The following is a 16,204-nucleotide window of genomic DNA, read 5'->3' as shown; positions in this document are numbered from 1 at the left end:
TTTTTATTTTTATTTCACATGAACGACTAGTTCGTTATTTTCTACATCAACAACTACGTGACTATTGTCAGTAATTGTTCCTGCAATTAATTCTCGTGCTAATTTCGTTTCCACTTGACGTTGTACGTATCGTTTTAATGGACGAGCTCCGTACATTGGGTCGAAACCAGCTTCTACAACAAATTCATTTGCTGCATCTGTTAATTCTACTGTAATGTGACGGTCAGCTAGACGACCTTGTAGTTCTTTTACAATTTTATCAACAATGCCTTTAATTTCATTCGTTGTAAGAGGTTTGAATAAAATAATTTCATCAACACGGTTTAAAAATTCAGGGCGGAAATGTCCTCTTAATTGCCCCATTACAAGGTCTCTTGATTCCTCTTTAATCGAACCATTTTCTTCTAATCCATCTAGTAAATGAGCAGATCCAATATTTGAAGTCATAATAATAACTGTATTTTTAAAGTCCACTGTACGACCTTGCGAATCTGTAATGCGTCCATCATCTAACATTTGTAATAAAATGTTGAATACTTCTGGATGTGCTTTTTCAATTTCATCTAATAAAACAACGGAATATGGTTTACGTCTTACCGCTTCTGTTAATTGACCACCTTCTTCATATCCTACATATCCAGGAGGCGCACCAATTAAGCGTGACACTGCGTGTTTCTCCATATACTCAGACATGTCAATGCGAATCATTTGCTCTTCACTATCGAATAAAGACTGTGCTAACGTTTTTGCAAGTTCTGTTTTACCAACACCTGTTGGTCCTAAGAAGATGAAAGAACCAATCGGGCGGTTCGGATCTTTAATACCAGCGCGAGCACGAAGAACCGCGTCTGACACTAAGCTTACTGCTTCCTCTTGTCCAATGACACGCTCTGATAAGATTTGCTCTAAGCGTAATAATTTCTCGCGTTCGCCTTCAACAAGTTTAGCAACAGGAATACCAGTCCAGCGTGAAACAATATCTGCAATTTCTTCTTCACTTACTTCCTCACGTAATAAACGATTTTCTTGTTTATTATGCGCACCCATTTCTTCCGCTTCTTTTAACTCTTTTTCAATTGCTGGAATTTTCCCGTGACGAAGTTCGGCTGCTTTATTTAAATCGTAATTACCTTCTGCTTCTTCTAATTCACGGCGCAGACGTTCTAAATGTTCACGTAAGTCACGAACTTTGTGAATGTCTTCTTTTTCTTTCTCCCATTTCGCTCTCATACCACTTGCAACTTCTTTTAAATCCGATAATTCATGTTGCAATGTTTTTAGACGATCTTGGCTACCACGATCCGTTTCTTTTCCAAGAGCCGCTTCTTCAATTTCCAGCTGCATAATGCGGCGCGTTACTTCATCTAATTCTGTTGGCATAGAATCGATTTCTGTACGAATTGTTGCACACGCTTCGTCAACAAGGTCAATCGCTTTATCAGGTAAGAAGCGATCTGAAATATATCGATCTGATAAAACTGATGCTGCTACAATCGCACGGTCATGAATATTTACACCGTGATAAATTTCAAAGCGTTCTTTTAATCCACGTAAAATTGAGATTGTATCTTCAACAGTTGGTTCTTCTGCTAATACTTGTTGGAAACGTCTTTCTAACGCTGGATCTTTTTCAATATATTTGCGATATTCATCGAGCGTCGTCGCTCCAATACAATGCAGTTCACCACGCGCAAGCATCGGTTTTAACATATTTCCTGCATCCATCGCACCTTCTGTTTTACCAGCTCCAACTATTGTATGAAGTTCATCAATGAATAATAAAATGCGTCCTTCACTCTTTTTTATTTCATTTAATACAGCCTGCAAACGCTCTTCGAACTCACCACGGAATTTCGCACCAGCTACGAGCGCACTCATATCTAACGCAAAAATCGTTCTATCTTTCAATCCTTCAGGTACATCCTTTTTCACAATACGCTGTGCTAGCCCTTCAACGATTGCTGTTTTACCAACACCTGGCTCCCCAATTAAAACAGGATTGTTTTTCGTTTTACGTGAAAGAATACGGATTACACGTCGAATTTCACTATCCCGTCCGATTACAGGATCAATTTTCCCTGCTCTCACTTCCGCTACTAAATCACGACCATATTTTTCTAACGCTTCATAAGTTGCTTCTGGATTTTGACTAGTCACTCTTTGATTCCCCCGAACTGTCATTAAAGACTGTAATAAGTTATCTTTCGTAATATGCAATCTTGTAAATAATTGATTTATATCGCCTTTTTCTTCAGAAAAAGCAAGCAATACATGTTCTACTGAAATGTAATCATCCTGCAGTTTTTCTGCTTCTTTCCCTGCTCTTACAAGCAGTTGTTGCAGAGCGCTCGTTACATACAATTTTCCAACTTCTGCACCGCTCCCCGTTACAGAAGGTTTCTTTTTAATTAAACTTTCAGCACCTTGCTTTAATGCTTCTATATCAACATTCATTTTTTGAAATATACGTACTGCTAATCCATCTTGCTCTTCTAATAATGCAAGTAATAGATGAACAGTATCCACCTCTTGGTGATGATGAGATACCGCTAAAGATTGGGCACTCATAATCGCCTCTTGTGTTTTTGTTGTCATTTGATTTAAGTCCATCTTTACAGCCCTCCAAAAGTTTGACTTTCTTTGACCTTTGATTTGATTATACGCCAACTGACTTTTTTATACAATAATTTTGCCTATGTATTTTCAAACTTATTATTTGAAAAAGAAAAAGAGAGCATTCATTATACTGCTAAAAATACGGTAAATGAAATTACAATGTGTGACGACAAAAAAGCCGCAATAACGATTGCGGCTCCTGTTACGGTTTTCTTTTATATGTCCACTGGCGGTTATGATTCGTGTTATCCGGAAACTTTTCACCGGCAGTTAATTTCACCATTTGCGGATCTTTCACCATACTTCCCGTTTCACCAATTTCTACGTAAATGCCATCATTCGGCGCTTTTTGTCCAGAACGAAACCTGCGATTTTGTCCCATCTTCATTCTCCTTCCATGACGTCTTGCCTCATTAGTATATCCATTTTAAAAGAAAGCTTTTCTGTCATGTTTAGGAAACAGTACTACATCTCATTCTTGTACATATATATGAATGACACGAGCGTAAGCAGGGATTTCTTTCCTACTTGTAGAAAAAAAGAAACCAACCTACTCTAGGCTAGTTTCAAAGGAGAGTCAAACATATACGAGAAGATTACATATTCATTATATGCCTCATTATACGAGCAATGTAACCCTTTTCACAATTTGTACATAATGAAAGAAACATTGTTTGAACTTTCTAAAAAGATGTTGACTTTTCTTAATTTCCAACGATAAATAGTAGACACCACAGCACTTTGAGACGTAAGATGGATATATAGTGAAATTTCCATCTATGGTGATTTCACCAAGTCTAACCTCTTATTTCTGCATATTAAAAACGGAAATACAGATAGATACAAAAAAATTATTATAAGAGGTGAAATTATGAACAAACAACATTTAATCGCATTAGACTTAGACGGTACTCTATTAACAGACAACAAAATAATTTCCACTCGAACGAAACATACAATTGCAAAAGCAAAGGAACAGGGACATATTGTTGTTATTTCAACAGGACGTCCATTCCGTGCTAGTTATGATTACTATAAAGAACTTGCTCTTAACACACCTATCGTAAACTTTAACGGTGCTTACGTACATCATCCTCTTGATTCAAGCTGGGGAACACACCACTCTCCTCTTGAGCTAGCAACAGCGCAAGAAATTGTACGAGCTTGCTTTGATTTCGGCGTAAAAAATATATACGCGGAAGTAATGGACGATGTGTATGTTCGTGAAATTGATGAAGATAAAAAACATATTTTCGAATTCGGCTCTCCTAAGATTTTTACGGGAGACTTATTAAATATTTTAAACGATCATCCAACTTGCTTATTAATTGATGCACATGACGAGCATTCCACTGCAATTCGTCAACATTTAACGGATATGCATGCGGAAGTAATCGACCATAGAAAATGGGGCGCACCTTGGCCGATTATTGAAATTGTGAAAAGTGGATTAAATAAAGCAGTTGGATTACAAAAAATCTCTAGTCATTACAACATTCCACAAGAGCGAATTATCGCTTTCGGTGATGAAGATAATGATTTTGAAATGATTGAATTTGCTGGTCACGGCATTGCAATGGGAAATGCCATCCCTGAATTAAAATCACTCGCAAACCATACGACGTTAACGAACGAAGAAGATGGTATTGCTTTATATTTAGAAGAGGTTCTTGGGTTGTAATCTAAAAATTCCCTACTTATAGTTTCCTGCCAAATGTCCATACTATAAGTAGACGCATGAGACATCGCGTCGATTGTTTTCAGCTAAATAAAGGGGGTTTTTCGAATGGGTAAAAAGAACAAATCAAAACGTTTTATCCAACAAGGAGCCGATGCTGTTATGAAGCATGATGCAAGATTCCCGTACAGAGGTACATTAGCTGAGGCAGAAAAAGCAAGAAGTAACTCTTCTTTTGGAGGGGTTTAAATGGGGAACTTACTATTCCAACAAGCTAGAGATGCTGTTGAAAATGCCGTATCTTGTTCAAGCGGTACTGAGCAACAAGATCTCGTGTATAGAGCAAAAAATGCTTTGCAATCCGCTTACGCAAACTCTTCAACTGCTGAAAAAGTTCAGCTCCGTGAAATGCAAGAGCAATTGCAAAACATTACGAATTTACATTAAAAAAGAGGACCAACTTTGGTCCTCTTTAATCTTTCCGAAACAATCCGAACACCCCAACTGTTTGCAGTATATTTGTAAATGCACCTGGGTCCACTTGTTTAATAATCCTCTCTAATTCGTATAACTCGTAACGGGTAATAACCATCATTAACATTTCTTTATTTTCATTCGTATAAGCACCTGTTGCTGGTATCGTTGTAATCCCTCTTACTAATCGCGAGTGAATCGCCTTTCTTACGTCTGCCCCATTCTTCGTAACAATTAATGCTGTAATCTTTACATGACGAGTATGAATTGCATCAATAATTCTCGTTGACACATATAAAGTCACTAGCGTATACAACGCTTTTTCCCATCCATATACATAGCCAGCAGCGATAATGATAATTGCATTAAAAAAGAAAAAGTATGTACCGACAGGCTTATCTTTTATTTTTGATAAAATCATGGCAATAATATCTAATCCGCCTGTAGAAGCACCCCACTTTAAAGCAATCCCTACTCCAATTGCCGAAATAATTCCGCCAAAAATCGCATTTAATATGATATCATTCGAAACCGCTCTAACAGGGATAATTTCTAGAAACAGAGTCATAAATATAACACAAAGAAAACTAAAAAAGGTGAAGGCCTTTCCAACCTTTTTCCACGCTAAAATAACGACAGGAATATTAAATAAGCTAAACAATACTCCCGTAGATATGTGAATCGATAAAAAATCACCTAATATTTGTGATAATAATTGAGACAATCCAGCAAAGCCGCTCGCATACACTTTTGCTGGCGTTAAAAATAAATTCATCCCAATCGCGTTTAATAAACCTGCGATGATTACAACGATTAACTTCTTTATAAGTTCAGTATAATTCAACTTCAAATCCATTTGGAATCCACCTTTACCCTTCATAAATGCACCGCTATACATAGTCTTTACGAAAAAGGAAATGATAAACGTACAACGTTTAGAAATGGAGTTGATACATATGCCACATACGAGTGATAACGACAAAAAAGCACGCGATAATAACGCAAAACGCACACAAAAAAATGAGCAAGAGCAAAAAAATATTCAGCAAGGTAAACGTGCATACTCTAAAAAGACCGATCACCTTTGATTCCATCGTACATCAACAATTATGTTGATGTACTTTTTTACATTTTAAAGGAAAAAAACATTAAAAATTCACTTCATGTTCACTTCTATATTCTACAATAGCGATAACATATTCGGATGAGGTGTTGGCATGAGAGGGAAACATATTTTCATTATTACTGCACTAATAAGTATATTGATGCTATCTGCTTGCGAACAAAAAAATGGCTCAGCTACAGTCGCTACAGCAACAGACTCGACCATTACAAAGGATAACTTCGAAAAACAATTGAAAGATCGTTACGGAAAAGACATGCTATACGAAATGATGGCACAAGACGTCATCACAAAAAAATATAAAGTATCTGATGAAGAGGTAAATAAAGAAGTAGAAAAAGTAAAAAAACAATATGGAGATCAATTCAAAAAAGTATTAGAAAATAATGGTTTAAAAGATGAAGAGGATTTCAAAAATCAAATTAAGTTCAAACTTGCTATGAATGAAGCAATTAAGAAAAGCATTACAGAGAAAGACGTAAAAGACCACTATAAGCCAGAAATTAAAGCGAGTCACATTTTAGTAAGTGACGAAAATGAAGCGAAAGAAATAAAGAGTAAACTAGATGCTGGTGCTTCATTTGAAGAATTAGCAAAACAAGAATCACAAGATCTACTATCAAAAGATAAAGGTGGAGACCTTGGATACTTCAATTCAGGTACAATGGCTCCTGAATTTGAAACGGCTGCCTACAAACTAAATGTTGGACAAATTAGCAACCCCGTAAAATCATCAAACGGTTATCACGTTATTAAATTAACTGATAAAAAAGATTTAAAACCTTACGATGAAGTAAAAAAATCTATTCGCAAAAACTTAGAAGAAGAACGTATCGCTGACCCTATATTCAGCAAAAAATTGTTACAAGAGGAATTAAAAAAGGCAAATATTAAAATAAATGATAGTGATTTGAAAGATACATTTACTCTTGTTTCTCCGCAAGGAAATTAAAAAAAGCACACCCTTATCTTTTTAGATAAGGGTGTGCTTTTTAATCTTTCATCTTATTTCTTAAAGTAAGTCCAACCTTCTTCTTGGTAAACCTTTTCTTCTTTCATCAACTTACCAAGTGCGCGCTTAAATGCAGCTTTACTCATGTTAAAGCGTTCTTTAATATCTTCTGGATGGCTCTTATCCCAAAACGGCATTGCTCCGCCTCGTTCTTCCATATATGCATAAATTACTGCAGCATCATCTTCCATTCCTTCTTCTTTACGAGGAAGAAGTGAAATGTTAATTGTACCGTCATCTTTTACGTCAATAATACGTCCTGTTACACGCTGACCGATGCGGACTTGTTCTTTTCTTTCTGTATGGTGTAAGAAGGCACGGAAATGCTCATCCGTTAGTATGAATGAACCAACTTGAAGTGAACGATATACACGTCCATTTACGTTTTTATTACGCATAGATGGCGTTGCATCTACGATAATTTCTTGCATATCACTGTCTCTTGCCGGAAGAGCAATTAAACGATCACGATTCGTTAATTTTAACGTACAATATAATTCGTCGCCTACTTCTGGCCATACTGGCATATAAATCGGGAACTCATCAGCTGGAATTAGTATATCTTTTGACACACCAATATCAACAAACACACCTAAACTAGGAATAACTTCTACAACCTTTACCCAGTTCCAATCATAAGTTGTAATAATTGGTTCCTTCATTGTTGCTGAAATACGATTTTGGTGATCAAGGTATAAGAATACATCAATCGCATCGCCTTCTTCAATTTCTCCAGCTACTTCGTTTTTATGTAGGAAAATTTCTTCTTCTTCATTCCCAACCATATATCCGATTTCCGTTTCGCGTAAAACAGTTACCTGTTCAATCGATCCTATTTGCAAATACATATTTTTTAATTCCCTTCTATATATATAAAATTATCTTTTTTATCATTCCAAACAAAAGTTAATTATAACATGATTTTTCCTATATTTGTCCAACTGCCCAAAATTCACTATAATAAAATGAGGTTACATGAATATAAGTACGAAAACACTTAAGTCTAGACTCGTTTTCAGCTATACTTTAGTATGTACAGTACATAACAAGATTAGAAATTTATTTGGAGGTGCTAACTATGGCAAAAGATAGTTCTTTTGACATCGTTTCGAAAGTAGAATTACCTGAAGTAACAAACGCAATTAATATCGCATTAAAAGAAATCCAAAACCGATATGACTTTAAAGGAAGTAAAAGTGATATTAAATTAGAAAAAGAAGTACTTGTTTTAACTTCTGATGACGAGTTTAAATTAGAGCAAGTAAAAGACGTTCTTATCTCTAAACTTGTAAAACGTAACGTTCCAATTAAGAACTTAGATTACGGAAAAGTTGAAGCTGCAACTGGCAACACTGTTCGCCAACGCGCAACACTTCAACAAGGTATCGATAAAGATAACGCGAAAAAAATTAACAACATCATTAAAGAAATGAAATTAAAAGTAAAAACACAAGTACAAGATGATCAAGTACGTGTTACAGCAAAAAGCCGTGATGACTTACAAGCAGTAATCGCAGCTGTTCGTAGCGCTGATTTACCAATCGACGTACAGTTCATTAACTACCGCTAAAAAGAAAACTCCTCTTAATTAGAGGAGTTTTCTTTTTTGTCTTGTAGAGACAATATTACGAGAACAAACCATAGAAAAATGGTATATGCGGTGAAATTTGCTAAGTGAACAAAGTCTAACCATACGAGCACTTTACAAATGACCGCATGATCAAACTAGGCCTTATTGTAGAATTTGTTTCATACATGTATTTAGCAGACCTTATGGAAAATAAGAAAAAGACAACTTAAGACGTTTTCCCTTCGATTTGAATTACTTTTCTTAGTAATTACATCCTAGGCCAAAGTCATCTTAAAAATCGCTGTAACTCATAATTCCTCTCCCCGTCAAAACGTAACAATTTATGAGTATAAGAATATTTCCCAACCTTTAATGTAATGTAAAATTAATAAGGAACTTAAAAAATGTTAATTAAAAAAGAGTTAGAAGTGGTTATATGAAGAAATTAATATTATGGTTTTTATTGGCCACATTCTCCCTAAATACTGTAGGATGTTCTAATAATGCGAATTCACTAACGGATAAGTCTAACTGTATCAACAAAGCTTGGTACAAAAAAACTATGTCATGTAATCATTTAAAAAAACATTAAATAGTTAATGATAAAAGTCATAAAAAAAGACACCTCAAAGCGCCTTCCTCCGACTTGAACCATCTTAATTTTAATTATATTTGGATGGAGTTAAAAAGAAGCATAAATGGTTAATAAAGATGCAGACTTCAAAATAAAAAGTACACTAAGTAAACTCTTATTCAAAAATTTATATTAAACACTAATATTTTAGAAGAAAGTTTATAAGTTTAGAACCTACAGGGATTTTCCCTGTAGGTTCTATTATATTTCAAGTAATCCCCAAATGAATTATGAGTGGCTTTTTTCATTTTGGTTTTCAAAATATTTTTCTTTAACCATTTTTATCAGATTTTCTTTTTCTGTTAGTTCAAATATAAATAATGCTTTTTTCATGTTATTTGCAATATCTTCTTCATTCTGTTGTTTAAATCTTAATAAATTCCATCCCTTTAAATAGTAAAGTTCACCTAATAAGTATAAAGTATTTAGATTAATAGCTAATTTGATTCCTTTATCAATGTATTTTACCGCCTCTTCATATTGATAGGTCATACCTAAACATTTCGCTAAATTAAAAATGATTTTTAATTTAATCGCTTTATCTCTCGGAAAATCTAACTTATTAAAATTAGTTAAACACCTTCTTAATATAGTAATACTTTTATCATATTCTTTATTTTCCGCATAAAATATAGACATTGTCTGCATAATATCTATTTCTCTTTCTGATAAAAAATCAACATTGGTTAAAGTTAGTTTTAATGCATTATTTAAAAGCTTTAAAGCAGTTTTTATGGATCTGTTCGCCTCAAATATAGCAATTGCTTCATGCCATAGGAGAAATTGTTTATCTTCTTTTGCCTGGAAATTCCTTTCATCTTTCTCTTTTTTCACGATTTCATAAAGTTCATTATATTGTTTTTGCTTTAAGCAATCTTTTATTACGCATTTTACATTTTCTACATATTTTAGTTTTTTGTTTTGAGTTAATGCAAATATATTATTTGGGTCAATACCAAGTCTTTCTGATAATTGATATAACAATATACTAGATGGATAAATCACACCTTTTTCTATTTTGCTAATTTGACTTTGCGAACATATTCCATGACATAATTGGGATTGTGATATATTTTTTTTAATTCTAAGCTCTTTAATGGTAATACCCAAATCGTAAAACTCCATTTTCCCACCTACTATTTAGCACTGTATTAGTATAAGAGTATTCTCTAACTTTTAATGTAATGTAAAATTAATATAGTTGCAATTATTGATTTTTCAAAGATTCTTCCCTATCGGTGCTAACACAAAAAACAGGTTAGGAAGAAAATCCTCTTCCTAACCTGGCCCTCCTCTCACTAGGAACGTTTTCATTCTCACATCGTTTCTCTTAAGAAATTTCATATCAACAGAATAAACACTATCGCGCCACCGAACAAACTTACATATACAATAAGAAGACATGAACATAGAGCCAGCAACTTCTCATCTTATCTACGCTTCCTTTTAACTGCAATTAAAAACGCAATAAATAATACATTCACCCCAACGATTAAGGAGATAAATAACCAATTCACACCTGTTTCTCCGTTAACTTTATACACGTTTGATTCTTCACGCTTTAAAACGAGATAAAATTCCCCGTTTTCCTCTCTTATAATTTCATCCTGCAACAATCCTCTTAACTCTTGTTTTTCACCAATTGCACTTGCAGGTAAGGAGACTTTTTGTGTTTCTTTCGTATTATTAATTGCTACTAAAGTTACTTCATCTTTATATTTTCGTTTTAGTATGCTCATCCCGCTCTTATCATACAGAAGCTCAAACGTACCGCGTCGTAAAGACGGTCTCGCCTGCCTAAGTTCACCTAGTTTTGTTATGTGTTGCATAAACTTTTCGTCTGACTTAAAATCCATTAATCGTCTATTATCGGGTACACTTCCTCCATCTAATGCAATTTCAGTTCCGTAATAAAAATTCGGAATTCCAGGTGATGTTAACAAATAAGTAAGCGCCAGTTTTAAACGTGATGGCGGATAATACATATGTTCTTTTGCAATACGCGCATATCTTTTTGTTTCTTGATTATCTAAGAACGTAACAAATTCTCCTTCTTTTTTACTCACATCGTATAACGATTTCACCGATACATCTGCTTTAGAAAACGACTCTACTATTTTTTCGTTGTATTCGCTATCCTCCTTTGTCATAATACGAAAATCTTTCTTTATCACTTGCATATCTTTTTGCGCGTTATCCCAAAAGGAACGCGGCTTTTTTTCACTCTGTATAACATAACTTCCGTCTAAATCAACTTCTTTTATCCACCATTTCATTGCGTCAATTACCTGTTGTTCGTTTTCTCCAAGCGGAAATTGAAATACAACTTTCATTCCTTTTGCATGAACTTCTTTTACAAGTTCTTTCACATCATTGTCTGTCCCGAAATGTTCATTTACCTTTTTAAAATTTCGCACGTCTAATCCATCGTACTTTCCACTTTCAAAAAGCGGCGAAAGCATAACGGTAGTAAAACCCATTTCTTTTATGTAATCCAACCTTTTTATAATTCCTCTTATATCCCCTCCTTGATACCCTTCTAAATTACCAACTTCTAACTGCTTGTCATTTTTCGGTTCTCCATTATTAAAGCGGTCAATCATAATGGAGTATATAACTTCATCTCGCCACTCTCTTTTTTCGTCTGCAAAAGTATGTATTGGTACAAACAAAACAACAGCTAAGCAAAAACAAATGAATAGTTTCCTAGTCCATATTTTCCCCACACGCATCCCCCAATTTTTTTAATTGTAAGAATATTATACCAATTATTCAAGTGAAACGCATATGTCGATTTCAATCCTCTCAAAATAATCTATGTTAGATTTTCTAACATATTTTATATACTTTTCTGAATATTTAGTTGATTTTTAGTTTTATTTCGAATATGATATGAAACATAACAAATAGATGTTATTTTTTCTAACATTTCAGGAGGAGAGATCATGAATATGGGAGATACAGTTTTTATGTTTGTGACGACAGTAATGGTCATGTTGATGACACCAGGATTGGCACTTTTTTATGGAGGTATGGTCCGCAGCAAAAATGTACTCAGCACAACGATGCATAGTTATAGCGCAATGGCTATCGTTTCGATTCAATGGATTGTTATCGGCTATTCTTTATCATTCGGACCAGATTGGCACGGGCTTATCGGTACACTTGATTGGTTCGGTCTAAACGGAGTTACCTACGCACCAAATCCAGACTACTCATCTACTATTCCTCACAATTTATTCATGATGTTTCAACTCATGTTCGCCATTTTAACTCCAGCTTTAATTTCAGGTGCATTTGCTGAAAGAATGCGATTTTCTGCCTTTCTTATTTTTATCCTTCTATGGACAACGATCGTTTACAATCCTGTCGCTCATTGGGTATGGGGCGTCGGCGGGTGGCTAAGGGAACTTGGTGCACTAGACTTCGCTGGCGGAAACGTCGTTCACATCACTTCCGGAGTTGCTGGTCTTGTATTAGCTATTTTCCTTGGAAAACGAAAAAACATAAATGGTTCTTCTCCCCACCATTTGCCATTTACAATGTTAGGCGCAGGCTTATTATGGTTTGGCTGGTTCGGTTTTAACGTCGGCAGCGCATTATCCTTAAATGATGTAGCTTTAACTGCATTTATTAATACAAATATAGCTGCTGCTGCCTCAGCATTAACTTGGATGCTTTCAGAGTGGTTCTTCCAATCAAAACCGACTGCGATGGGAGCTGCTTGCGGAGTTGTTTCTGGTCTAGTCGCTATTACACCAGCTTGCGGATTCGTTACACCTTTCTCCGCCCTTCTTATCGGAGCAATTGGTGGCATATTATGCTTTGGCGCCGTTTTCTTCTTAAAAACAAAATTTGGGTATGACGATACACTTGATGCCTTTGGATGCCACGGCATCGGAGGAACTTGGGGCGGTATTGCAACAGGACTATTTGCAACTACTACCGTAAACGGGGATGGTGCGAACGGATTGTTTTACGGAAACGCCGCGTTACTGTTTAAACAACTTATAGCGATTGGCGCAACATATGCATTCACAATCATCATGACGTATGCCATTATTAAAGCGATCAACTTCTTCCTCCCTGTTCGAGTAGATGAACACGAAGAACACATGGGTCTTGATATTTCAATGCATGGTGAGAAGGCTTATGAACATGCAGAGCGAGCAAACTAAAAAGGGATGCAATCTATTACTAATAGATTGCATCCCTTTTTTTGCGCACGAGGCAACATACCCCACCTAGTATAACTGTAAATATATCAACGTTTTTTTGGATATATCAACGATTTTTCAAATATATCGATTGTTTCTTTCAATATATCAACGGTTCGACACAACATATCAATTTACCAACAAATTCTGACATGAAGAAGATGAAAAATACCCCGGCATAAATTTACACACAAAAAAGACGACCGAAGCCCGGTCGTCTTTTCCTATTTATTTCGGAGCATTTCCTACATATTGCGTAATATCAACATTTAATGCCTGCGCTAAACGCATACCGTATTCTTGATCTGCACGGAAGAAGTTACAAACAGCTAATAATTTTGTGCGTTCATTTACGTCTTTTAGATCATTTGTTAAGTTTGCAATTAAGTTATCTTGCTCTTCTTTAGAGAATGAACGGTAACGCTCACCTGCTTGTTTGAAGTCATTTGGTTTCTCAATTTTTTCACGAGATACATAGCCTTCTACTTTCATAGTTGAATCGCGATAAGCTTTGTCTTCAACTGGATTTTCAGCATGACGACTAGGTTCATAGTTGATTGTAGATGGGTTTTGATTCACTTGCATCGCACCATCACGTTGTTGATTATGAACAGCTGCGTATGGGCAGTTTACAGGAATTTGCAAGTAATTTGCACCAAGACGATAACGTTGTGTATCTGGGTAAGAGAATAAACGACCTTGTAATAATTTATCTTCCGATGGCTCAATACCATTTACAGTTGCACTTGGAGAGAACGCTACTTGTTCTACTTCTGCAAAGAAGTTTTTCGGATTACGATTTAATGTCATTGTCCCTACTTCAATTAACGGGAAGCGATCTTCTGGCCATACTTTCGTTGGATCTAGTGGATCAAAGTCTAAAGAATCCATTTCATCTAATTGCATAACTTGTACGTGTAAATCCCATTTCGGGTGATTTCCTTTTTCGATCGCGTCGAACAAGTCACGAGTAGCATGATTGAAGTCTTTCCCTTGTACCTCTTGCACTTCTTTCGCATTTAAGTTACGTATACCTTGCTGTGGTTTCCAGTGGTATTTAATATAAACAATTTTACCTTCTTCATTAATCCATTTAAATGAATGGACGCCGAAACCTTCCATTTCACGATAACTTGCTGGTGTACCGTAATCAGAAAATACCCATGTCATCATATGTGTAGATTCCGGACTTAACGTCATGAAATCCCAGTAACGATCTGGCGTTTGAATATTCGTATCAGGTGCTGGTTTTAAAGAATGTACCATATCAGGGAATTTAATTGCATCACGAATGAAGAAAACTGGTAAATGATTACCTACGATATCGTAGTTTCCTTCTTCTGTATAAAATTTAACAGCGAACCCACGTGGGTCACGTGCTGTTTCAGGAGAACCTTGACCATGAATAACCGTTGAAAAACGAACAAATACAGGTGTTTCAGTTCCTTCATTTTGTAAAAATGCAGCTTTCGTATATGGCTTCATACTATTTTTCGTTACGAATACACCGTGAGCACCTGCACCACGTGCATGTACAACACGCTCCGGAATACGTTCACGATCAAAGTGTGCAAGTTTTTCTACTAAATGATAGTCTTCTAATAATACCGGTCCACGACGACCAGCTGTACGAGAATTTTGGTTGTCTCCAACTGGAGCACCTTGGTTTGTTGTTAAGCGATTATTTGGATTCATCTAGGGGGATCCTCCTCTTTCTTTCATAGTAATTATTATTTATTTAAAATTATTATAAATTAATTATTATTCAAAACTAAATCTTTGTCAACTATTTCCTTCACTTTTTTGGAAACAATTTCAGCCAAACAGTCGATAAATGCCGATTGCGCATTCGGCATATTTGGTCTAAAATATTTGGCATTTAATTCATCCGTTACAACTTTACATTCATAATCGTTGTCATATAAAACTTCTAAATGCTCCGCTACAAAACCAACTGGGCAATATATGAAATATTCGTACCCATGCTCTTCATATAAATCTTTCGTTAAATCTTGCACATCTGGACCAATCCACGGATCTGGAGTATTCCCAGCACTTTGCCAACCGATTGTATAGTTTTGAATATTTGCAGCTTCTGCAATTAAATCTGCCGTATGCTTTAGTTGTTCTACATATGGGTCTCCTGCTGCAATAATTTTTTCTGGCAAACTATGTGCTGAAAAAATTACGACCACTTTCTCTTTATCATCAATTTCTTTAAACGTTTCTTTTATTTGGTCTGCCCAATACGAAATAAATTTCGGTTCATCATACCATTGTTCAATTGGTTCAATAACAGGACCACCGATTTCTTTTGAAAGACGAATAGCACGGTCATTATACGCTTTAATGCTAAATGTAGAATAATGCGGCGCTAATACGATACTAATCGCTTGCCCAATCTTATCACGCTTCATCTCTTCTACTGCATCTTCTATAAATGGAGCTATATGTTTTAAACCTAAGTAACAAGTAAATTCATACTCTATAAATATGTTATTCATTGAATCTGTTAATTTATGCGCCTGTTCTTTCGTAATTTTTGCAAGTGGCGAAATTCCACCAATCGCTTTATAGCGCCCAATTAAATCTTCAAGCGCTTCTTCTGATGGCTTACGCCCGTGACGGATATGTGTATAATATCCCTCTACATCGTCTAATGATTCCGGTGTTCCATACGCCATTACGAGTAAACCTATTTTTTTCTTTGTCATCTATATAACACCTCAATTTTATAAATGAGAATCTTTTTCAAGAACGTTTGTTTCCAATTATAACAAACAACAATAAGTACGTAAAGATAATTATTCTAAATAAGTATTTCTTCTAATATGATTTTAAATTCCATTTGATAATTCCTTTAATAAAAAGCGACTTACA

15 protein-coding genes are annotated in these 16,204 nt (G+C 35.3%); 7 read left to right on the top strand and 8 right to left on the bottom strand.

Features of this window, described 5'->3' with window-relative positions; genetic code table 11:
* Positions 1–9 precede the first annotated feature (9 nt).
* Positions 10–2,610 carry an ATP-dependent chaperone ClpB gene (gene clpB, locus F3I02_RS14330; RefSeq protein WP_196478092.1) on the bottom strand — a complete coding sequence of 867 codons (2,601 nt, stop codon included), beginning with the start codon at positions 2,608–2,610 and terminating at the stop codon, positions 10–12.
* A gap of 208 nt (positions 2,611–2,818) precedes the next feature.
* Positions 2,819–2,998 carry a YjzC family protein gene (locus F3I02_RS14325; protein WP_000531421.1) on the bottom strand — a complete coding sequence of 60 codons (180 nt, stop codon included), beginning with the start codon at positions 2,996–2,998 and terminating at the stop codon, positions 2,819–2,821.
* Positions 2,999–3,487: 489 nt separating this feature from the next.
* On the opposite strand from F3I02_RS14325, the gene F3I02_RS14320 reads away from it, so the two are divergent.
* From F3I02_RS14320 to F3I02_RS14310, 3 genes are all read left to right on the top strand, one after another.
* Positions 3,488–4,297: a Cof-type HAD-IIB family hydrolase gene (locus F3I02_RS14320; RefSeq protein ID WP_001041231.1), complete on the top strand. Its 810-nt coding sequence runs from the start codon at positions 3,488–3,490 to the stop codon at positions 4,295–4,297.
* Between the two features lie 105 nt (positions 4,298–4,402).
* Positions 4,403–4,543 carry a hypothetical protein gene (locus F3I02_RS14315; protein ID WP_000516816.1) on the top strand — a complete coding sequence of 47 codons (141 nt, stop codon included), beginning with the start codon at positions 4,403–4,405 and terminating at the stop codon, positions 4,541–4,543.
* Positions 4,544–4,741, top strand: coding sequence for a DUF3813 domain-containing protein (locus F3I02_RS14310; RefSeq protein ID WP_000527407.1), 198 nt, complete (start codon positions 4,544–4,546; stop codon positions 4,739–4,741).
* Between the two features lie 25 nt (positions 4,742–4,766).
* On the opposite strand, the gene F3I02_RS14305 is transcribed toward F3I02_RS14310, so the two are convergent.
* Positions 4,767–5,624 carry a YitT family protein gene (locus tag F3I02_RS14305; protein WP_000364431.1) on the bottom strand — a complete coding sequence of 286 codons (858 nt, stop codon included), beginning with the start codon at positions 5,622–5,624 and terminating at the stop codon, positions 4,767–4,769.
* Between the two features lie 100 nt (positions 5,625–5,724).
* On the opposite strand from F3I02_RS14305, the gene F3I02_RS14300 reads away from it, so the two are divergent.
* Entirely contained in the window at positions 5,725–5,856 is a 132-nt protein-coding gene (locus tag F3I02_RS14300) for a DUF3941 domain-containing protein (RefSeq protein ID WP_001120851.1), read from the top strand.
* 129 nt (positions 5,857–5,985) lie between these two features.
* Positions 5,986–6,843 (top strand): peptidylprolyl isomerase PrsA, encoded by an 858-nt coding sequence (gene prsA, locus F3I02_RS14295; RefSeq protein WP_001214205.1) that lies wholly within the window; start codon positions 5,986–5,988, stop codon positions 6,841–6,843.
* Between the two features lie 53 nt (positions 6,844–6,896).
* Here the strand turns inward: prsA and F3I02_RS14290 are convergent, their stop codons facing one another.
* Complete coding sequence (locus F3I02_RS14290; RefSeq protein WP_000281258.1) at positions 6,897–7,751, bottom strand: CvfB family protein; 855 nt, start codon at positions 7,749–7,751, stop codon at positions 6,897–6,899.
* A 230-nt stretch (positions 7,752–7,981) separates the two neighbouring features.
* Here F3I02_RS14290 and F3I02_RS14285 point away from each other — a divergent pair, with 230 nt between their 5' ends.
* On the top strand, positions 7,982–8,473 hold the full coding sequence (locus tag F3I02_RS14285; RefSeq protein WP_001040149.1) for a YajQ family cyclic di-GMP-binding protein: 492 nt from the start codon (positions 7,982–7,984) through the stop codon (positions 8,471–8,473).
* 862 nt (positions 8,474–9,335) lie between these two features.
* On the opposite strand, the gene F3I02_RS14280 is transcribed toward F3I02_RS14285, so the two are convergent.
* Together F3I02_RS14280 and F3I02_RS14275 are read right to left on the bottom strand one after the other, a co-directional pair.
* Entirely contained in the window at positions 9,336–10,232 is an 897-nt protein-coding gene (locus tag F3I02_RS14280; protein ID WP_196478091.1) for a helix-turn-helix domain-containing protein, read from the bottom strand.
* A 305-nt stretch (positions 10,233–10,537) separates the two neighbouring features.
* Positions 10,538–11,839, bottom strand: coding sequence for an alpha-amylase family glycosyl hydrolase (locus F3I02_RS14275; protein ID WP_230876831.1), 1,302 nt, complete (start codon positions 11,837–11,839; stop codon positions 10,538–10,540).
* 213 nt (positions 11,840–12,052) lie between these two features.
* Between F3I02_RS14275 and F3I02_RS14270 the strand changes: the two genes are divergently transcribed.
* On the top strand, positions 12,053–13,285 hold the full coding sequence (locus F3I02_RS14270; protein WP_087966117.1) for an ammonium transporter: 1,233 nt from the start codon (positions 12,053–12,055) through the stop codon (positions 13,283–13,285).
* Between the two features lie 267 nt (positions 13,286–13,552).
* Here the strand turns inward: F3I02_RS14270 and katB are convergent, their stop codons facing one another.
* Both katB and hemH read right to left on the bottom strand, forming a co-directional pair.
* A complete protein-coding gene (katB, locus tag F3I02_RS14265; RefSeq protein WP_196478090.1) occupies positions 13,553–15,019 on the bottom strand; it encodes a catalase KatB in 1,467 nt (488 codons plus the stop codon).
* Between the two features lie 59 nt (positions 15,020–15,078).
* A complete protein-coding gene (hemH, locus tag F3I02_RS14260; protein ID WP_000162632.1) occupies positions 15,079–16,038 on the bottom strand; it encodes a ferrochelatase in 960 nt (319 codons plus the stop codon).
* Positions 16,039–16,204 lie beyond the last annotated feature (166 nt).

Origin of the sequence: Bacillus sp. SRB3LM (assembly GCF_015712745.1) — a bacterium.
In the GTDB taxonomy this organism is placed as follows: Bacteria; Bacillota; Bacilli; order Bacillales; family Bacillaceae_G; genus Bacillus_A; species Bacillus_A thuringiensis_K.
This window is presented reverse-complemented; position numbering and strand designations above follow the sequence as displayed.